20 protein-coding genes are annotated in these 17,699 nt (G+C 72.8%); 17 read left to right on the top strand and 3 right to left on the bottom strand.

What is annotated here, in order from left to right:
* Positions 1-7 precede the first annotated feature (7 nt).
* Positions 8-1,636, bottom strand: a complete 1,629-nt coding sequence (locus ACLBYB_RS21525; RefSeq protein ID WP_447699997.1) for an inorganic phosphate transporter — start codon at positions 1,634-1,636, stop codon at positions 8-10.
* Positions 1,637-1,845: 209 nt separating this feature from the next.
* On the opposite strand from ACLBYB_RS21525, the gene ACLBYB_RS21520 reads away from it, so the two are divergent.
* The 7 genes from ACLBYB_RS21520 (at position 1,846) to phnE (ACLBYB_RS21490) (ending at position 8,091) form a co-directional block, all read left to right on the top strand.
* Complete coding sequence (locus ACLBYB_RS21520) at positions 1,846-2,994, top strand: ceramide glucosyltransferase (protein ID WP_447699996.1); 1,149 nt, start codon at positions 1,846-1,848, stop codon at positions 2,992-2,994.
* A gap of 25 nt (positions 2,995-3,019) precedes the next feature.
* A complete protein-coding gene (locus ACLBYB_RS21515; protein WP_447699995.1) occupies positions 3,020-3,706 on the top strand; it encodes a DUF1045 domain-containing protein in 687 nt (228 codons plus the stop codon).
* A complete protein-coding gene (locus ACLBYB_RS21510; RefSeq protein ID WP_091681758.1) occupies positions 3,699-4,319 on the top strand; it encodes a chloramphenicol acetyltransferase in 621 nt (206 codons plus the stop codon). The genes ACLBYB_RS21515 and ACLBYB_RS21510 overlap by 8 nt, the downstream gene beginning before the upstream one ends.
* A 114-nt stretch (positions 4,320-4,433) precedes the next feature.
* Entirely contained in the window at positions 4,434-5,282 is an 849-nt protein-coding gene (phnC, locus tag ACLBYB_RS21505) for a phosphonate ABC transporter ATP-binding protein (RefSeq protein ID WP_020093769.1), read from the top strand.
* A 118-nt stretch (positions 5,283-5,400) separates the two neighbouring features.
* A complete protein-coding gene (phnD, locus tag ACLBYB_RS21500; RefSeq protein WP_026605019.1) occupies positions 5,401-6,330 on the top strand; it encodes a phosphonate ABC transporter substrate-binding protein in 930 nt (309 codons plus the stop codon).
* Between the two features lie 16 nt (positions 6,331-6,346).
* Complete coding sequence (gene phnE, locus ACLBYB_RS21495; protein ID WP_447699994.1) at positions 6,347-7,228, top strand: phosphonate ABC transporter, permease protein PhnE; 882 nt, start codon at positions 6,347-6,349, stop codon at positions 7,226-7,228.
* A complete protein-coding gene (gene phnE / locus ACLBYB_RS21490; RefSeq protein WP_020093766.1) occupies positions 7,225-8,091 on the top strand; it encodes a phosphonate ABC transporter, permease protein PhnE in 867 nt (288 codons plus the stop codon). Before phnE (ACLBYB_RS21495) ends, phnE (ACLBYB_RS21490) begins: the two co-directional genes overlap by 4 nt.
* 174 nt (positions 8,092-8,265) lie before the next feature.
* Here the strand turns inward: phnE (ACLBYB_RS21490) and phnF are convergent, their stop codons facing one another.
* The gene (phnF, locus tag ACLBYB_RS21485) at positions 8,266-9,009 is read right to left on the bottom strand and encodes a phosphonate metabolism transcriptional regulator PhnF (protein WP_447682591.1); all 744 of its coding nucleotides are present in this window, start codon (positions 9,007-9,009) and stop codon (positions 8,266-8,268) included.
* Positions 9,010-9,088: 79 nt separating this feature from the next.
* Here phnF and phnG point away from each other — a divergent pair, with 79 nt between their 5' ends.
* Genes phnG through phnN form a run of 9 tightly spaced genes read left to right on the top strand, consistent with a single transcriptional unit; the run spans position 9,089 to position 15,795 of the window.
* On the top strand, positions 9,089-9,571 hold the full coding sequence (gene phnG / locus ACLBYB_RS21480; RefSeq protein WP_091980051.1) for a phosphonate C-P lyase system protein PhnG: 483 nt from the start codon (positions 9,089-9,091) through the stop codon (positions 9,569-9,571).
* 2 nt (positions 9,572-9,573) lie between these two features.
* On the top strand, positions 9,574-10,161 hold the full coding sequence (phnH, locus tag ACLBYB_RS21475; protein ID WP_447699993.1) for a phosphonate C-P lyase system protein PhnH: 588 nt from the start codon (positions 9,574-9,576) through the stop codon (positions 10,159-10,161).
* 3 nt (positions 10,162-10,164) lie between these two features.
* The gene (locus tag ACLBYB_RS21470) at positions 10,165-11,277 is read left to right on the top strand and encodes a carbon-phosphorus lyase complex subunit PhnI (RefSeq protein WP_447699992.1); all 1,113 of its coding nucleotides are present in this window, start codon (positions 10,165-10,167) and stop codon (positions 11,275-11,277) included.
* Positions 11,274-12,161: an alpha-D-ribose 1-methylphosphonate 5-phosphate C-P-lyase PhnJ gene (locus tag ACLBYB_RS21465; protein WP_020093761.1), complete on the top strand. Its 888-nt coding sequence runs from the start codon at positions 11,274-11,276 to the stop codon at positions 12,159-12,161. The genes ACLBYB_RS21470 and ACLBYB_RS21465 overlap by 4 nt, the downstream gene beginning before the upstream one ends.
* An 8-nt stretch (positions 12,162-12,169) precedes the next feature.
* Complete coding sequence (locus ACLBYB_RS21460; RefSeq protein ID WP_447699991.1) at positions 12,170-12,643, top strand: N-acetyltransferase family protein; 474 nt, start codon at positions 12,170-12,172, stop codon at positions 12,641-12,643.
* Positions 12,640-13,413 carry a phosphonate C-P lyase system protein PhnK gene (gene phnK, locus ACLBYB_RS21455; protein ID WP_447682595.1) on the top strand — a complete coding sequence of 258 codons (774 nt, stop codon included), beginning with the start codon at positions 12,640-12,642 and terminating at the stop codon, positions 13,411-13,413. The genes ACLBYB_RS21460 and phnK overlap by 4 nt, the downstream gene beginning before the upstream one ends.
* Positions 13,410-14,117, top strand: a complete 708-nt coding sequence (phnL, locus tag ACLBYB_RS21450; protein ID WP_020093758.1) for a phosphonate C-P lyase system protein PhnL — start codon at positions 13,410-13,412, stop codon at positions 14,115-14,117. The genes phnK and phnL overlap by 4 nt, the downstream gene beginning before the upstream one ends.
* Before the next feature lie 11 nt (positions 14,118-14,128).
* Positions 14,129-15,265, top strand: a complete 1,137-nt coding sequence (locus ACLBYB_RS21445; protein WP_205833342.1) for an alpha-D-ribose 1-methylphosphonate 5-triphosphate diphosphatase — start codon at positions 14,129-14,131, stop codon at positions 15,263-15,265.
* Entirely contained in the window at positions 15,265-15,795 is a 531-nt protein-coding gene (gene phnN, locus ACLBYB_RS21440) for a phosphonate metabolism protein/1,5-bisphosphokinase (PRPP-forming) PhnN (RefSeq protein ID WP_447699990.1), read from the top strand. The genes ACLBYB_RS21445 and phnN overlap by 1 nt, the downstream gene beginning before the upstream one ends.
* A 128-nt stretch (positions 15,796-15,923) precedes the next feature.
* Here phnN and ACLBYB_RS21435 read toward each other — a convergent pair whose 3' ends face one another.
* Positions 15,924-16,787, bottom strand: a complete 864-nt coding sequence (locus tag ACLBYB_RS21435) for an outer membrane protein (RefSeq protein ID WP_056523827.1) — start codon at positions 16,785-16,787, stop codon at positions 15,924-15,926.
* A 308-nt stretch (positions 16,788-17,095) separates the two neighbouring features.
* Between ACLBYB_RS21435 and ACLBYB_RS21430 the strand changes: the two genes are divergently transcribed.
* The coding region (locus ACLBYB_RS21430; protein WP_447699989.1) for a GTP-binding protein at positions 17,096-17,699 on the top strand (604 nt) is incomplete at its 3' end.

The following is a 17,699-nucleotide window of genomic DNA, read 5'->3' as shown; positions in this document are numbered from 1 at the left end:
ACCCGCGTCAGAACAGGTGGCGCAGGAGGTAGAACAGAGCGGCCGCGAGGGTGATCGCCGCCGGCAGGGTCAGGATCCAGGCGAGCGCCATGTTGCGCACCGTGGACATCTGGAGGCCCGAGCCATTGGCCGCCATCGTGCCGGCGACGCCCGACGACAGGATGTGGGTGGTCGAGACCGGCAGGCCGTAGAGCTCGGCCAGCCCGATCGTGCCGGCGGCGACGATCTCGGCCGAGGCGCCCTGCGCGTAGGTCAGGTGGGTCTTGCCGATCTTCTCGCCCACCGTGACGACGATGCGCTTCCATCCGACCATGGTGCCGAGACCCAGCGCCAGGGCGACGCAGACCTTCACCCAGCCCGGGATGTAGCGCGTGCCGTCGTTGAGCAGGCCCGCGTAGCGCTTCAGGTCCGCCCTGTCGGCCTCCGAGAAATCGGCCCCGGCGCCTGGCAGCACGCGCACCGCGTCGGCGGCGAGGTACATGTCGCTGCGCAGGTTCTGGGTCTGGGCGGCCGGCACCGTGCGGATCGCGCCGTAATTCTTCACGCTGGCGGCGATGTCGTCGGAGAGCGCCGCCAGCGCCGCGTAGACAGGCGGCGTGTTCAGCGCCTTGGTCTTGAGCGCCTCCGTCACGGTCCGGCGCGCGGCCGCGGCGTCCGGCACCGACGCGCCGGGGGCGCGGGCGGCGAACACCGCGCTCGCCGCCGTCGAGGCCTGCACGAAGGCGGGCGTCGTGTCGTCCGCCATGGTGCGGTTGAGCGCGTAGGCGGTGGGGGCGGCGCCGATCAGGATCAGCATGATCAGGCCCATGCCCTTCTGCCCGTCATTGCCGCCGTGGAAGAACGAGACCAGCGTGCAGGTGAGGATCAGCAGGCCGCGGATCCAGAGGGGCGGGGGCGCCTCGCCCGCGGGCGCCTCGTAGAGGTCCCTGCGGCGGACCGTGACCTTCAGGGCGAGCAGCAGCAGCGCCGCGAGCACGAAGCCGCAGACCGGGGAGAACAGCAGCGCCTTGAAGACGTTGAGCGCCTGGGTCCAGTCGACGCCCGCGGTGCCGTCGCCGCCGTTCATCAGCTGGTTGGCGAGGCCGACGCCGAGCACCGAGCCGATCAGCGCGTGGGACGACGAGTTCGGCAGCCCGAACGCCCAGGTCCCGAGGTTCCAGATGATGGCCGCCAGCAGCAGCGCGAAGATCATCGCGTAGCCCGCGTGCGAGCCGACGTTGAGGATCAGCTCGACCGGCAGCAGCGTGACGATCGCGTAGGCCACCGCGCCCGAGGACAGCATCACGCCGAGGAAGTTGAACACGCCCGACCAGATCACCGCGACGAGCGGCGGCATCGAGTGGGTGTAGATCACCGTGGCGACCGCGTTGGCCGTGTCGTGGAAGCCGTTCACGAACTCGAAGGCGAGGGCGATCAGCAGGGCGAGGCCGAGCAGCGCGAAGGCGCCGTAGGCCAGGGGCGCCTCCCCGACCGCGTTCATGTCCGCGACGAGGCTCACCACCGCGTAGCCCAGGCCCGCCACGAGGACGAGCAGGAACGCGACCACCCCGCCGAGATGCATCCCGTGGTCGAGGCGCGGGCCGCCCGCCTTCCGGTCTCCCACCGCCCCCGACGGCATCACGGCGGTATCGGACATGAACCCTCGCGCGGAATCTTTCGTGGTGAGCGGGGATTAAAACCGCGCGGTGACGGTTGGGTGACGGCCCGCGACGCCGCGCGTCGGCGAGCGTGTCCGAGAGCGTGTCCGAGATCGTGTCCGAGAGCGTCGGGCGGCGCTGTCACACGCCTGACGCGGTCCGGCCGCTAGCGGACCGGACCGCTCGCCCGATCGCACGAGGGATCCGCATGATTGACGCCACGGTGCCGGCCCTGTCCCTCGGCGCGCTCCTGGCCGTCGTCCAGATCGGCAGCATCGCCGTCGCGGCCCGGCGCCTCGGCCGGGACCACGGCCCGTCGCGGTTCCCGGACGGCGCGCCCGTCTCCCTGGTCCGCCCCCTGCGCGGGGTCGAGGCCTACAGCGAGGAGATGCTCCTCCGCAGCTTCTGCCTCGACTACCCGTCCTACGAGCTGATCTTCTGCGTGGCCGACCCGGCCGACCCGATCGTCCCGATGGTGGAGCGCCTGATCGAGGCCCACCCGCACGTGCCGGCCCGCCTGATCCTCGGCGACGAGCGCGTCAGCGCGAACCCGAAGCTCAACAACTGCCTGCGCGGCTGGCGCGCCGCCGCTCACGACTGGGTGGTGCTCGCCGATTCCAACGTCGCCATGCCGCCGGACTACCTCCAGCGGCTCCAGGCGGCGTGGCGCGCCGATACCGGCCTCGTCTGCTCCACCCCGGCCGGCGCCCGCCCGGGCAGCTTCATGGCGGAGGTGGAGTGCGCCTTCCTGAACACCCTGCAGGCGCGCTGGCAATACGCCGCCGAGGCGTTCGGGCTGGGCTTCGCGCAGGGCAAGAGCATGCTCTGGCACAAGCCCTTCCTGGAGGCGCAGGGCGGCCTCCAGGCACTGGCGGCCGAGATCGCCGAGGACGCGGCCGCCACCAAGCTCGTGCGCGCCGCGGGCAAGCGGGTCCACCTCGTGGCGAGCCCGTTCGAGCAGCCGCTCGGCCCGCGCGGCTTCCGGGAGGTCTGGTCGCGGCAGCTGCGCTGGGCGCGCCTGCGCCGCGTGACCTTCCCGCTGTTCTTCGCCCCCGAGATCGGCAGCGGCGTCCTGCTGCCGGCGCTCCTCGTCGCCCTCTGGGCCGGAAGCCTCGCGGGCCTCGCGGGCGCTGCCGGCCTCGCCGCCCTGTGCTATGCCGCCGAGCACCGGCTCGCGGCCCGCGCGGGCTGGCACCGCTCGCCCCGCACGCTGGCGGCCTTCCTGGCGCGCGACGCCCTGATCCCGGCGATCTGGGTCGGCGCCTGGATGCGGAGCGCCATCGTGTGGCGGGGCAATGCCATGGAGGTGCGCCCCCGGCGGGCCGCCGACGCGCGCACCTACGCGCCGACGGCCTGACCGCCCGGCGATCGGAGGCCCTGACGTGTCGCGCCGCTACGCCCTCTACTGGCTGCCCGCCCCGGATTCGCGCCTCGAAGCCTTCGGCCGCGCGATCCTCGGCACCGACAACGTCACCGGGCTGCCGGTGCCGCACCCGGAGAGGCTCGGTGATCTCGCTGCGGTCACGGCGGGCGCGCGGGTCTACGGGTTCCACGCCACCCTCAAGGCGCCGCTGCGCCTCGCCCCGGGCACCGGGGAGGCCGACCTCGTGGCCGCCGCCCGCGCCCTCGCGGCCGCGCACCCGCCGGTGGCGGTGGGGCCGCTCCGGGTCGCCGCCCTCGGGCCGTTCCTCGCCCTGGTACCGGAGGGCCCGCCGCCGGAACTCGGGCTCCTCGCCGCCGAGTGCGTCGCCGCCCTCGACCCGTTCCGGGCGCCGCTCACGGAGGCCGAGCGCGCCAAGCGCCGGCCGGAGCGCCTCGACCCGCGCGGCCGCGCGCTCCTCGACCGCTGGGGCTACCCCTACGTGTTCGAGGCCTTCCGCTTCCACATGACCCTGACCGACGCCCTGCCGGAGGCGGAGCGCGACCTCTGGCACCGGCGCCTGTCCGAGGCCTACGCCGCCGCGGGACCGGAGCCCCTGCGGATCGACGCCGTCAGCCTCCTGACCCAGGACGGGTCGGGGCCGTTCCGGCTCCTGGCGCGCCTGCCCTTCGGAGAGACCCGTGGTTGACCGCCCCCTCGGCCTCGAACCCGCCCTCGATCCGAGCGCCCGGGTCGTCGACAGCCGCCTCGGCCGCTACACCGAGGTCGGCGCCCGCACCCGCCTCACCGAGACGACCCTCGACGACTATTCCTACATCGGTGAGGACGGCGAGGTGATCTACACCGCGATCGGCAAGTTCTGCTCGATCGCCGCCAGCGTGCGGATCAATCCCGGCAACCACCCGATGGAGCGGGCGTCGCAGGCGCACTTCACCTACCGGGCGCGCGCCTACTGGCCGGAGGAATCGGACGAGCCCGCCTTCTTCGACCGGCGCCGGGCGAGCCCGGTGGCGATCGGCCACGATGTCTGGATCGGCCACGGCGCGGTCGTCCTGCCCGGGCGCACGATCGGCACCGGCGCGGTGGTGGGGGCGGGCGCCATCGTCACCCGCGACGTCGAGCCCTACACGATCGTCGTCGGCAATCCCGCCCGGCCGGTCCGGCGCCGCTTCCCCGAGGTGGTCGCGGACCGTCTGACCCGCCTGGCGTGGTGGGACTGGGACCATGAGCGCCTGCGCCGGGCGCTGCCGGATTTCCGCGGGCTGCCCATCGAAGCATTCCTGGAGCGCCACGAAGATTAAGTCGGCTATCGAAAAGCCGAGATGCTGCGCCGGCAAATATAATCGTCCCGAATACGTCATCCAATCGTCGTCAAACCGGCGTCTACGTGCGGCCGTTCCCCGGCGGATGGTGGCATGCTGGTTATCGAGGATCTCACGCGCCAGTACGGCGACCGACGCGCCGTCGACGGCGTGTCGCTCCGGATCGAGCCCGGCAGCTTCGTCGGGGTGATCGGCCGGTCCGGTGCCGGCAAGTCGACGCTGCTGCGCCTCATCAACCGGCTGGCGGATCCGAGCTCGGGACGCATCCTCCACGACGGCCGCGAGGTCACCACCCTGCGCGGCCGCCCGCTGCGCGAGTGGCGCACCCGCTGCGCCATGATCTTCCAGCAATTCAACCTCGTCGGCCGGCTCGACGTCATGACCAACGTGCTGATGGGACGCCTCAGCCACGTGCCGACCCACCGCGCCCTGCTCCGGCAATGGTCCGCCGAGGACCGCGCCATGGCCCTCGCCGCCCTGGAGAGCTTCGACATGGGCGAGTTCGCCGGCCAGCGGGCCGACGGCCTGTCGGGCGGCCAGCAGCAGCGCGTCGCCATCGCCCGCGCCCTCGTGCAGGAACCCGAGATCCTGCTCGCCGACGAGCCGGTTGCCTCGCTCGACCCGCGCAACACGCGGCTCGTGATGGACGCGCTCGCCGACGTGAACCGGCGCTACGGCATCACGGTGCTGTGCAACCTGCACTCCCTCGACCTCGCCCGCGCCTACTGCGATCGCCTCGTCGGCCTCGCGGCCGGGCGGGTCGTGTTCGAGGGCGGCCCCTTCGACCTCACCGAGGACGTGGCGCGCCGGCTCTACGGCCTGGAGGCCGGAGAAGTGCTGGACGATTCCGCGCAGCGCGAGGCGGAGCAGCGGGCCGCGATGCCGGGCCGGCCCGGTCTCGTACCGGTCCGCCCGGTCCGCGAGGCCGCCCTCGGCGCCTGATCCGGGCCCCGGGCCCCAACGAACACCGCCAGAGCGCACCGCCAAAGTGCACCGTCTTGGAAACGCCCGACCGGCCTCCGGCCGGCCGAACCTCGCCGACGCCACGAAGGACGACCCGATGATCACCCGACGCACCCTCGCCGCCGCCGCCGCGGCCCTCGCCCTCCTCGGCCTGCCGGCCGCCGCCCAGGACTGGAAGGCGCAGTATCCGGAGCTGACGCTCGGCGTGATCCCGGCCGAGAACGCCTCGGGCACCGCCGACCGCTGGGCGCCGCTCACCGCCTACCTGACCAAGACGCTCGGCGTGCCGGTGAAGCTGCGGGTGGCGAGCGACTACGCCGCCGTGATCGAGGGCCAGCGCGCCGGCAACATCCAGATCGCGTGGTACGGGCCGGCCTCGTTCGCGCGGGCCGTGATGACCGGCGTCAAGATCGAGCCGATCGTCAACCAGAAGCACGAGACCGGCGCCTCGGGCTACTATTCGGTGGTCTACGTGCTGGCCTCCAGCCCCTACAAGACCGTCGAGGATCTCAAGGGCAAGAACCTCGCGCTGGTCGATCCGAACTCCACCTCCGGTAACCAGGCGCCGCGCTTCTTCCTGAAGCGGGCCGGCTACGACGTCGAGAAGTTCTTCGGCAAGACCTTCTACGCGGGCAGCCACGAGAACGCCGTCCTGGCGCTCACCCAGGGCACGGCCGACGCCGCCGCCAACCTGTGGAACTCCGAGACCGACACGATGGTCACCCGCATGGCCGCCAAGGGCATGCTCAAGAAGCCCGACGGCACGCCGATGCAGCAGTCGGACTTCCGGGTCGTGTTCAAGTCCGACTTCCTGCCGGAGGGGCCCTTCGCCGTGCTGGCGAGCCTGCCGGACGACCTGAAGGCCAAGATCCGCGACGCCTTCGTGGCCCTGCCGAAGGCCGACAAGGCCGCGTTCGACCGGCTCTCCGACGGCAAGGACCAGGATCTCACGCCGGTGACCCTCAAGGATTACCAGCCGATCATCGACATGCTGCGGTTCAACGACGAGCAGCGTCGGAAGTCCTGATCCGGAGCCGCCTGCCTTGCGCGGTCTGACACCCCTGTCGCCGGAGCGGGCAGCCGCCCTCTCCGGCCTCTACGCCGCGGCGACCGGCGAGGCCCGCCGCCGCACGCTGGCGGGCTTCGCCCTGGTGGCGGCGCTCGCCGTGGTCGCCGGCCTGATCGCCGAGGTGCGGCCGCTGGTCTTCGCCGAGAACATCGGCAAGTTCACCGCCTACATCCAGCAGATCCTGCCGCCGATCAGCCTCGAGCACCCGCTCGAGGACGTCCGCGCCTGGTACTGGGGCCTGCCCAGATGGCTGGGCCTGCTGGGCGAGACCCTGCTCATGGCCTATCTCGGGACGCTGCTCGGGGGGCTGGCGGGCTTCGCCCTCAGCTTCGTGGCCGCCGCCAACCTCGTGCGGTCGCGCGTGCTGCGCGTCGGCGCCAAGCGCCTCCTGGAACTGTGCCGCACCGTCCCCGAGGTCGTGTTCGCGCTTATCTTCGTCATCGCCTTCGGCCTCGGCCCGATGGTGGGCGTGCTCGCCATCGCGATCCACACCACGGGCGCGCTGGGCAAGCTGTTCTCCGAGGTGGTCGAGAACATCGACATGCGGCCCGTCGAGGGCCTGTCGGCCTCGGGCGCGACCTGGGTCCAGACGGTGCGCTTCGCGGTCCTGCCGCAGGTGCTGTCGAACTTCGCCTCCTACACGCTGCTGCGCTTCGAGATCAACGTGCGCGGCGCCGGGGTGATGGGCTTCGTCGGCGCCGGCGGCATCGGCCAGGAATTCCTCGTGGCGATCCGCAATTTCTACTACGCGGACGTGAGCGCGATCCTCGTGCTGATCATCCTGACCGTCTTCTGCATCGACCTCGTCACCGAGCGGGTCCGCCACCGCCTGATCGGCGCGGAGCACGCCCGATGAGCGCGCGTCCCGAGACCCTGCGGGCGGCGGCCCGGGCCGACCTCGGCCGCCTGCGCGCGCGCTACCCAGCGCAGTTCCGCACCGACTGGCCGGGGCGGGCGCGGCTCGCCGCCCTGCTCGTCGTCCTGGTGGGGCTCGCGGCGCTCGGCTACTGGCGCCTCGACTTCTCGGTGGCGCGGATCCTCCACGGGCTCGGGCGGCTCGGCACCTTCGCGGTGCTGATGCTGCCGCCATCGCCGGAGGGCCAGTTCTGGACCTTCCTGCACGCGCTGGGCGAGACCCTCGGCATCGCCTTCCTGGGCACGCTGACGGCCGCGATCCTCGCCTTCCCGGTGGCGTTCCTGGCGGCGCGGAACGTCGTGCCCAACCCGTTCGCGCGGTTCGCGGTCCGCCGCGGCCTCGACGTGATGCGCTCGGTCGACGTGCTGATCTGGGCGCTGATCTGGATCAACGTCGTCGGCCTGGGCCCGTTCGCCGGGGCGCTCGCGATCGCGTGCTCGGATTTCGGGGCGCTCGGCAAGCTGTTCTCGGAGGCGATCGAGACCTGCGACAAGCGGGCCGGCGAGGGCGTCGTCGCTTCGGGCGGCTCGGCGCTCCACCGCATCCGCTTCGGGCTGATCCCGGGGGTGCTGCCGGTGCTGGCGAGCCAGGTCCTCTACTTCTTCGAGTCGAACACCCGCTCGGCGACGATCATCGGCATCGTCGGCGCGGGCGGGATCGGCCAGTACCTCACCGAGCTGATCCGCGTGCTGGAGCTGCAGCAGGTCGCCTTCCTGGTGCTGATGATCCTCGTGACCGTGGCGGCGATCGACTGGGTCTCGACCCGCCTGCGCCGGGCGATCATCGGGCCGGCGGCGCGCTGAGGGAGGCCTCGGCTTTCCGGCATCACGTGCGGAGCGCAACGACCCAGGGTCGCTCTGCCCCGGCTCGCTTCGCTCCGCTCGCGAGGACGGAGTGCCGAGGCCGTCGCGCGGACATCGCGCGGACATCGCGCGGAGGTCGCGCGGAGGTCGCGCGGAGGTCGCGCGGACATCGCATCACCCGCCGATCACCAGCTCCACGCGGTCGGCGGCGAACAGGGTGCGGTTCGCCTGGATCGGCACGCCGGCGGGATCGATGTTGACGCTCGACACCACCATCACGACCCGCCCCGGCGCGATGTCGAGGCGCTGCGCCTCCGCGGGATCCGCGGGGCGGGCCCGGATCCGCGTCGAGAGCCGGGTGTAGTCGTGGACGCCGCAGGTCGCGAAGGCCCGGGTGATCGAGCCGCGCGCCGCGTAGGCCTCGGCGAAACCCGCGAAGCGCGGCAGCGGCAGCCAGGTCAGCGCCGTCGAGAGCGGCGCGCCGTCCGCCCGGTGGACCGTCAGCAACTCCAGGATCGGCGCGCCGGGGGCGAGGGCCAGGGACGCCGCCTGCTCGGTCCCGGCCTGGACCGTGGTCGCCGCGACGAGGTCGCCCCAGGCCTCGCGCCCGGCCCCGGCGACGATCTCGGAGAAGCGCGTGCGCGGCCCGATCGGGTAGGCGAGCGGCGCCTCCTCCACGAAGGTGCCCCGGCCCTGGCTGGCGCGCACGAGCCCGCCCTCGGCCAGCGCCGCGAGGGCGCGCCGCACCGTGTGCCGGTTCACCGCGAACCGCGTCGCCAGGGCGGCCTCGGCGGGGAGCTGCTGTCCCGGCGCGTAGCGTCCCGCCGCGATCTCGGCCGTCAGCGCGTCGGCGATCTGCCGCCACGCCGTCAGCCCCTCGCCCCGGACGAGGGCGGCCGCCTGCTCCTGCGCATCCATCCTGTCATCCAAACTTCATTTGTGCGGCGCACGCCAGTTGTCTATACACCTAGACAACCGAGCGACGAAGGGATTCGCGATGACGACGACCCCGAGACATCCGGGATCCGAGGGCGAGACCGCGGCGCGCCAAGCGGTCATGGCCCTGTGTGCCGAGGCGAGCCGCGCGGATCTCGAGGCGGCCCTCGAGGCGGCCGTGTCGGGCCTCGAAGCGCCCGCGGCCGCGGACCTGCGTCCGCCCGAGACCGGTCTCGTGATGGCGTCGGGCCGGATCGGCGGCGACGGTCGCCCGTTCAATCTCGGCGAGGTCAGCGTGACCCGGGCCGCCATCCGCCTCGCGGACGGTCCGGCGGGCTTCGCCTACCATCTCGGCCGCGACCGCGCGAAGGCGCGGCTCGCCGCGATCCTCGACGCCCTCTGGCAGGATCCCGTCCGGCGCGCCCGGGTCGAGGCCGCCCTGGAGCCCGCCGCCCGGCGGCTCGCGGCCTCTCGGGATCGGGCCGCCCGGCGCACGGCCGCCACCCGGGTCGACTTCCTGACCCTCGCCCGCGGAGAGGATTGAGCATGCTCGCCCCCGGCTTCGCCGACCCGGTTCACGACGCGCAGGACACGTTCCGCGCCGTGATGGACGCCCTCGCCCGCCCCGGACGCGTCCGGTCCCTCGCGCCGGGCCTCGCGCCGCCCGCGCCCCTGACGCCGGAACTGGCCGCCGTCGCGCTGACGCTCACCGACGCCGACACGCCGGTCTGGCTCGATCCGGCCCTCGCCGCGGCGCCGGAGGTCGCGGAATACCTGCGCTTCCACACCGGCGCGCCGCTCACCGGCGACCCGGCCGCGGCGGCCTTCGCGCTGATCAGCGACCCGGCGCGCTGCCCGCCGCTGGCGGAGTTCGCCGCCGGGACGCCGGCCTATCCCGACACCGCCACGACGCTGGTGCTCGCCCTCGACGCGCTCGCGGAGGGGGAGGGGCTGCACCTGTCCGGCCCCGGCATCCGGGGCACCGCCCGGATCGCGCCGGCGCCCCTGCCGGACGGCTTCGCGGCGCAGCTCGCGGAGAACCGCGCGGGCTTCCCCCTGGGCATCGACCTGATCCTGACGGCGCCCGGCCGCGTGGCCGGCCTGCCGCGCTCCACCACGGTGACGGAGGCCTGATCCATGTACGTGGCCGTGAAGGGCGGCGAGACCGCCATCGACAACGCCCACCGGCTCCTCGCCGAGGCGCGCCGCGGCGACCCGGCCGTGCCGGAGCTCTCCGTGGCGCAGATCCGGGAGCAGATGGCGCTGCTCGTCGACCGGGTCATGACCGAGGGCTCGCTCTACGATCCGGACCTCGCGGCGCTGGCGCTCAAGCAGGCGCGCGGCGACGTGGTCGAGGCGGTGTTCCTGGTCCGCGCCTACCGGACCACGCTGCCGCGCTTCGGCGCCTCCGCGCCGGTCGACACCGGCGCCATGGCGGTCGAGCGCCGGATCTCCGCGACGTTCAAGGATCTGCCCGGCGGGCAGGTGCTCGGGCCGACCTTCGACTACACCCACAGGCTGGTCGACTTCGCGCTCGCGGCCGAGTCCGAAGCCGGGATCGAGCCCGCCGCCGAGGCCGCGCCGCGCGCCGATGCCGGCACCTGCCCGCGGGTCACCGACCTGCTGGCCCGGGACGGCCTGATCGAGCCCTCGCCCCCCGACGACGGCGCGCCCGCGGGCGACCTCACCCGCGAGCCGGTGGACTACCCCGCTGACCGGGCGCTGCGCCTCCAGGCGCTGGCCCGGGGCGACGAGGGCTTCGTGCTCGGCCTCGCCTACTCGACGCAGCGCGGCTACGGCCGCACCCACCCGTTCGTCGGCGAGATCCGGGTCGGGGAGGTCGCGGTCGAGTTCGTGCCCGAGGAGCTGGGCTTCGCGGTGCCGCTCGGCCGCATTCGGCTCACCGAGTGCCAGATGGTCAACCAGTTCAAGGGCTCCGGGGCGGCCCCGCCGCAATTCACCCGCGGCTACGGGCTGAGCTTCGGGCAGAGCGAGCGCAAGGCCATGGCGATGGCCCTGGTCGACCGGGCGCTCCGCGCGGAGGAGCTGGGCGAGCCGGTGGCGAGCCCGGCCCAGGACCAGGAATTCGTGCTGGCCCACTGCGACAGTCTCCAGGCGACCGGCTTCGTCGAGCACCTGAAGCTGCCCCACTACGTCGACTTCCAGGCCGAGCTGGAACTGGTTCGCCGGCTACGTACCGAGTTCGAGCGCGGGTCCGACACCGTCGAGATGCAGGAGGCCGCCGAATGAGCGCCGCGATCGCGCACCGCCCGGAGAGCGAACCGGGCTACAACTTCGCCTATCTCGACGAGGGCACGAAGCGGATGATCCGCCGGGCCATCCTCAAGGCCATCGCGGTGCCGGGCTACCAGGTGCCCTTCGCCTCCCGCGAGATGCCGATGCCCTACGGCTGGGGCACCGGCGGCGTGCAGGTGACGGCCGCGATCCTCGGGCGCTCGGACGTGCTGAAGGTCATCGACCAGGGCGCCGACGACACCACCAACGCGGTCTCGATCCGCCGCTTCTTCGCCAAGACCTCCGGGGTGGCCACCACCACCCGCACCGCGGAGGCGACGGTGATCCAGACCCGCCACCGCATCCCCGAGACGCCGCTCACCGAGGGGCAGACCCTCGTCTACCAGGTGCCGATCCCCGAGCCCCTGCGCTTCCTCGAGCCCCGCGAGACCGAGACCCGCCAGCTCCACGCGCTGGCCGAGTACGGCGCCATGCACGTGAAGCTCTACGAGGACATCAGCCGCCACGGCCACATCGCCACCACCTACGCGTACCCGGTGGAGGTGGCGGGCCGCTACGTGATGGACCCGTCGCCGACGCCGAAATTCGACAACCCCAAGATGGACGACTGCCCGGCGCTCCAGCTCTTCGGCGCGGGCCGCGAGCGGCGGATCTACGCGGTGCCGCCCTACACGCGGGTGCGCAGCCTCGACTTCGAGGACCACCCGTTCCGGATCCAGGCGTTCGAGCATCCCTGCGCGCTGTGCGGTGCCGAGGGCGTCTATCTCGACGAGGTGCTGCTCGACGATGCGGGCCGGCGGATGTTCGTCTGCTCGGACACCGACCATTGCGAGGGGCGCCGCGCGGACGGCCATGTCGGCACGGGGGACGCGGCATGAGACGCGGCATGAGCGACCTCACAATCCGCCGGGCCGGAAAGCCCGACCTGCCCGCGATCCTCGACCTCTACGCCGAGCTGAACGGCGGGCGGGTGGCGACCCTGGCGCAGGCCGGGGCGCTGCTCGACCGGCTCGCGGCCTATCCCGATTACGGGCTCTACGTGGCCGAACGCGACGGCGCTGTCGTCGGCACCTTCTGTCTCGTCATCCTCGACAACATCGCCCACTGGGGCACGCCCTCGGCGCTCGTCGAGAGTGTCGTGGTCGCGTCCCGGCACCGCGGCGGCGGCCACGGCCGGGCGATGATGCACGAGGCGGCCCGGCTCGCCGAGGCGCGGGGCTGCTACAAGCTCGCCCTGTCGTCGAACGTCGACGCCAAGCCGGCCCACGTCTTCTACGAGAGCCTCGGCTTCGAGCGCTACGGCTACAGCTTCCGCCTCGATCCCCCCTTCCTGCCCGACGCCGCGGAGGCGACCCGATGAGCGAAACCCTGCTTCAGGTCCGCGGCCTGACCAAGCGCTACGGGGCCCGCCTCGCCTGCGCCGACGTGTCGTTCGACCTCGTCCCCGGCGAGGTGCTGGCGATCGTGGGCGAATCCGGTTCCGGCAAGTCGACGCTCCTCTCCCTCATCGCCACCGAATTGGCGCCCGATTCCGGGACGGTCGCCTACCGGATGCGCGACGGCGCGCTGCGCGACCTCGCCACCTTGAGCGAGGCCGGGCGCCGGGCGCTGATGCGCACCGAGTGGGGCTTCGTCCGCCAGGACGCGGCCCAGGGCCTGCGCATGGCGGTCTCCGCCGGCGGCAATGTCGGCGAGCGGCTGATGGGGCTCGGCGACCGCCATTACGGGCGGATCCGCGCCCAGGCCCTCGACTGGCTCGGCCGCGTCGAGATCGCCGCCGACCGGATCGACGACCCGCCGACGCGCTTCTCCGGCGGCATGCGCCAGCGCCTGCAGATCGCCCGGAACCTCGTCACCGGCCCCCGCCTGGTGCTGATGGACGAGCCGACCTCCGGCCTCGACGTCTCGGTCCAGGCCCGGCTCCTCGACCTGATCCGCCGGCTCTCGGCCGAGCTGGGGCTCGCGGTGATCATCGTCACCCACGACCTCGCGGTGGCGCGGCTCCTCTCGCACCGGATCATGGTCATGCGCGCCGGCCGGGTGATCGAGACCGGCCTCACCGACCGGGTGCTCGACGATCCCGAGCACGCCTACACCCAGCTCCTCGTCGCCTCGGTGCTCGCCGCATGACCGCGCTCCTGACCTTCGAGACCGTCGCCAAGAGCTTCACTCTGCACCTGCGCGGCGGCGTCGTGCTGCCGGTGGTGGGCGATGTCAGCCTGTCCGTGGAGCCCGGCGAGTGCGTGGTGCTCGGCGGCCCGTCCGGCGCGGGAAAATCCTCGCTGCTGAAGATGGCCTACGGCAACTACCGCTGCGACGGCGGCGCGATCCTGGTCCGCGACGGCGCGACGGTCGTGGACGTCGTCCGGGCCGATCCGCGGGCGGTCCTGGCGTTGCGGGCGCGGGTGATCGCCTACGTGTCGCAGTTCCTCCGGGTGATCCCGCGGGTCCCGGCCCTCGACGTCGTCGAGGCCGCGGGCCGCGAGGGCGGATTGTCCGAAGCGGCGGCGCGCGCGCGGGCCGAGACCCTGCTGGCCCGGCTCAACCTGCCGGAGCGGCTCTGGGGCCTGCCGCCCGCGACCTTCTCGGGCGGCGAGCAGCAGCGGGTCAACATCGCCCGGGGCCTGATCGCCGACCGGCCGCTCCTGCTCCTCGACGAGCCCACCGCCTCCCTGGACGCCGAGAACCGCGCCGTGGTGGCCGAGCTCGTCCGTGAGAAGCTCCGGGCCGGGGCCGGCGTGCTCGGCATCTTCCACGACAGCGAGATGCGCGACGCTGTGGCGACCCGGGTGGTCGATGTCACCCGCTTCGCGCCGCAAGCTCGGGCAGCCTGAGGATCCTCACGATGGACGACTTCATCCTCGAGAACGCGACCCTGGTCCTGCCGGACCGGGTGCAGCGCGGCTGGCTCGCGGTCTCGGACGGGGCGATCGCCGAGATCGGCGAGGGGCGCCCGCCCGCGCGCGGCCTCGATCTCGGCGGCGACCACCTGATCCCCGGCCTGATCGAGCTGCACACCGACCACCTGGAGAGCCATTTCGCGCCGCGCCCGAAGGTGCGCTGGCATCCCCTCGGCGCCGTCCTGGCCTACGACGCGCAGATTACCGCCTCGGGAATCACCACGGTGTTCGATTCGCTCCGTGCCGGCAGCGATCCGGACGGCAGCGGCCTTGGCTCCGAGCTGGAGCAGCTCGCCGGCGCCATCGCCACCGCGCGCGCCGCCGACCTGTTCCGGGCCGAGCACTTCACGCACCTGCGCTGCGAATTGCCCTCCCTGGACGTGCTCGACACGGTGGCGGCCTTCACGGCCCGCTACCCGGTGGGGCTGATCTCGCTGATGGACCACACGCCCGGCCAGCGGCAGTTCCGCGACATGGAGAAGTACTACACCTACGCCACCCGCGGCGGCCGGCCGATGGACGAGATCCGGGCCAACACCGAGCGCAAGGTCCGCGACGGGCGGGCGCTCAACGCGAAGAACCGGCCAGCCCTCGTCCAGTTCGCCCGCGAGATGGGCATCCCGCTGGCGAGCCACGACGACACCACCCTGGCCGACGTCGACCTCGCGGTCGGCGAGGGCGTCCGGCTGGCCGAGTTCCCCACCACCCTGGAGGCGGCCGAGGCCGCGCATCGGCAGGGCCTCACCGTGATGATGGGCGCGCCGAACCTGATCCGCGGCGGCTCGCATTCCGGCAACGTCGCGGCCCTGGCGCTGGCCGAGGCCGGGCACCTCGACATCCTGTCGTCGGACTACGTGCCGGCGAGCCTGCTGATGGCGGCCTTCCTGCTGCCCGAGCAGGCGCCCGGGATCACGCTGCCCGCGGCGCTCGCCACCGTCACGTCGAACCCCGCCCGCGCCACCGGCCTGACCGATCGCGGCGCCCTGGCGCCCGGGCTGCGGGCCGACCTCGTGCGCGTGCAGCGGGCCGAGGGCGTGCCGGTGGTCCGCCAGGTCTGGCGCGCCGGCCGGCGGGTCGCCTGATGGCGGGCTGCCTCGTCCTCGTGGTCGGCCCGAGCGGGGCCGGCAAGGACACGTTGATCCGGCTCGCCCGGGCGGCGCTCGACGACGACCCGCGCTACGTCTTCCCGCGCCGCCTCGTCACCCGCCCCCCCTCGGCCGACGAGGACAACGACGAGATCGACGAGGCGGCCTTCAGCGAGGGCTGCGCGGCCGGCCGCTTCACCCTGAGCTGGCGCGCCCACGGCCTCGGCTACGCGCTCCCGGAGGCGGTCGGCCGGCGCGTCGCCGACGGGCACGTGGTGGTCTGCAACGTCTCGCGCCGCGTCGTCGCGCGGGCGCGGGCGGGCGGCCCGCGGGTGAGCGTCGTCGAGATCACGGCGCCCCCCGAGATCCTGGCGCGGCGCATCGCCGCCCGCGGCCGCGCGCAGGACGGCGACCTGGCGGCGCGTCTCGCCCGGGAGGGCGGCGTCACCGCGGACCTGACGATCCTCAATACCGGCTCCGCGGAGGCGGCGGCCGCCCGGCTGGTCGCGCACCTGCGCGCCTGCTGACGCGATGCGGCTCTCGGCGGCTCGGGCCGCAGTTCGCGGGGCGCGCGTGAGCCACGAAAAAGGGCGGGCGCCGATGCCGGCACCCGCCCTCGCTGTGATCCGCCGGGGAGACCCCGGCGTCGTCTGTCTCAGATGCCGCCGAACTTGTAGTTGAAGCCGGCGCGGACGATGCTTCCCTCGGTGCGGAAGCGCGAGATGTACGCGCCGTTGCCCACGCCCGGGACCGCGCCGACGAGCACGTTCTGGCTGCCGAGATCGTAGTGCAGGTACTCGGCCTTCACCGTGATGGCGTCGTACTTGATGCCGATGTAGCGGCCGAGCGCGAAGGTGTTCAGGAAGCTGTCGGTCGGCAGGGCGAACTCGATGCCGCCGCCGTAGGCGAAGCCGGTCTTGAAGTCGTCGTAGCGGCCGGCGAACTGGAGGCGGCCGCCCGGGGTGTAGAAGTTGGCGTCGTGGAACACGTTGCCGTAGGCGAGGCCGCCCATCCCGTAGACCAGGACGCGGTCGAAGGCGTAGCCGACGCGGCCGGTGAGGGTGCCGAGCCAGTCGAGGCTCTGGCGGAACTGGCTGATGTTCGGCGGGCCGCCGGCGACGTTGCCGGTGCCGAGCACGACCCGGTTCTTGGTGATGTCCGTCCAGTCGATGCTGTTGGCGATACCGACGACGATGCCGGCGCCCGGCGTGAACTGGTAGTTGTAGCCGGCGGTGCCGCCGATGTTGGCGAAGCCGTCCTGCGTGGTCGAGGTCGCGAACGGGCGGCGGCCGAGGGCGACGTTGGTGGCGTTGCCGGGCTGGACGCCGACGGTCGTGATGCGCTCACGGTCGGTGAAGGTGTAGGCGGACTCGAGACCGGCGTAGAAGCCCGTCCAGGTGAAGACCGGCACCGGCGTGAAGACCGGCGGCGGGGCGGCGCGACGCGGCAGGTCGGCGGCGGAGGCGGCCGTCGTGACCAGGGCCGTCGCGGCGGTGGCGAGGAGGAGCTTCTTCATCATGGCGGGGGTCCGAGGTGACGCGTTGTTGTCGCCACTTAAGCTCGGCCGCACGGATCCCGCTATGCCCGCGAAGCCACACTGTGGCGCGAAAGCGGCGCGGATACTGCCTGTGATTGATCTTTCTCCGTTCAAGACTCGCATCCGCAGCTTGACAGCGCGGTCGGTCGGCGGGCCCCCGCGCGTCGCGGAGCTTGATCCCTGGCGGCCGACCCTCTAAGCGGACCGCGTTTTTCGCCCCTGTCGGAACTTCGGGGCGGCGGACCAGGATTCGGGGCCCTTGCGTGGTCCCCGCCGCAGGAATGGGAATCATGGGCAAGGAAAAGTTCTCCCGCACCAAGCCGCACTGCAACATTGGCACGATCGGCCACGTCGATCACGGCAAGACGTCTCTGACGGCGGCGATCACGAAGGTCCTGGCCGAGACGGGCGGGGCGACGTTCACTGCCTACGACCAGATCGACAAGGCGCCTGAGGAGAAGGCGCGCGGGATCACGATCTCGACGGCGCACGTGGAGTACGAGACGCAGAACCGTCACTACGCGCACGTGGACTGCCCCGGCCACGCCGACTACGTGAAGAACATGATCACGGGCGCGGCGCAGATGGACGGCGCGATCCTGGTGGTGTCGGCGGCCGATGGCCCGATGCCGCAGACCCGCGAGCACATCCTGCTGGCCCGCCAGGTCGGCGTCCCGGCGCTGGTGGTGTTCCTCAACAAGGTCGACATGGTCGACGACGAGGAGCTCTTGGAGCTGGTCGAGCTGGAGGTGCGCGAGCTGCTGTCGAAGTACGACTTCCCGGGCGACGACATCCCGATCACCAAGGGCTCGGCGCTGATGGCGCTCGAGGACAAGGAGCCGAAGATCGGCAAGGAGGCGGTCCTGGCGCTGATGGCGACCGTGGACAGCTACA

Source organism: Methylobacterium sp. D54C (assembly GCF_053345595.1).
The sequence above is the reverse complement of the archived record's forward strand: the minus strand, read 5'-3'. Positions and strand labels throughout refer to the sequence as shown.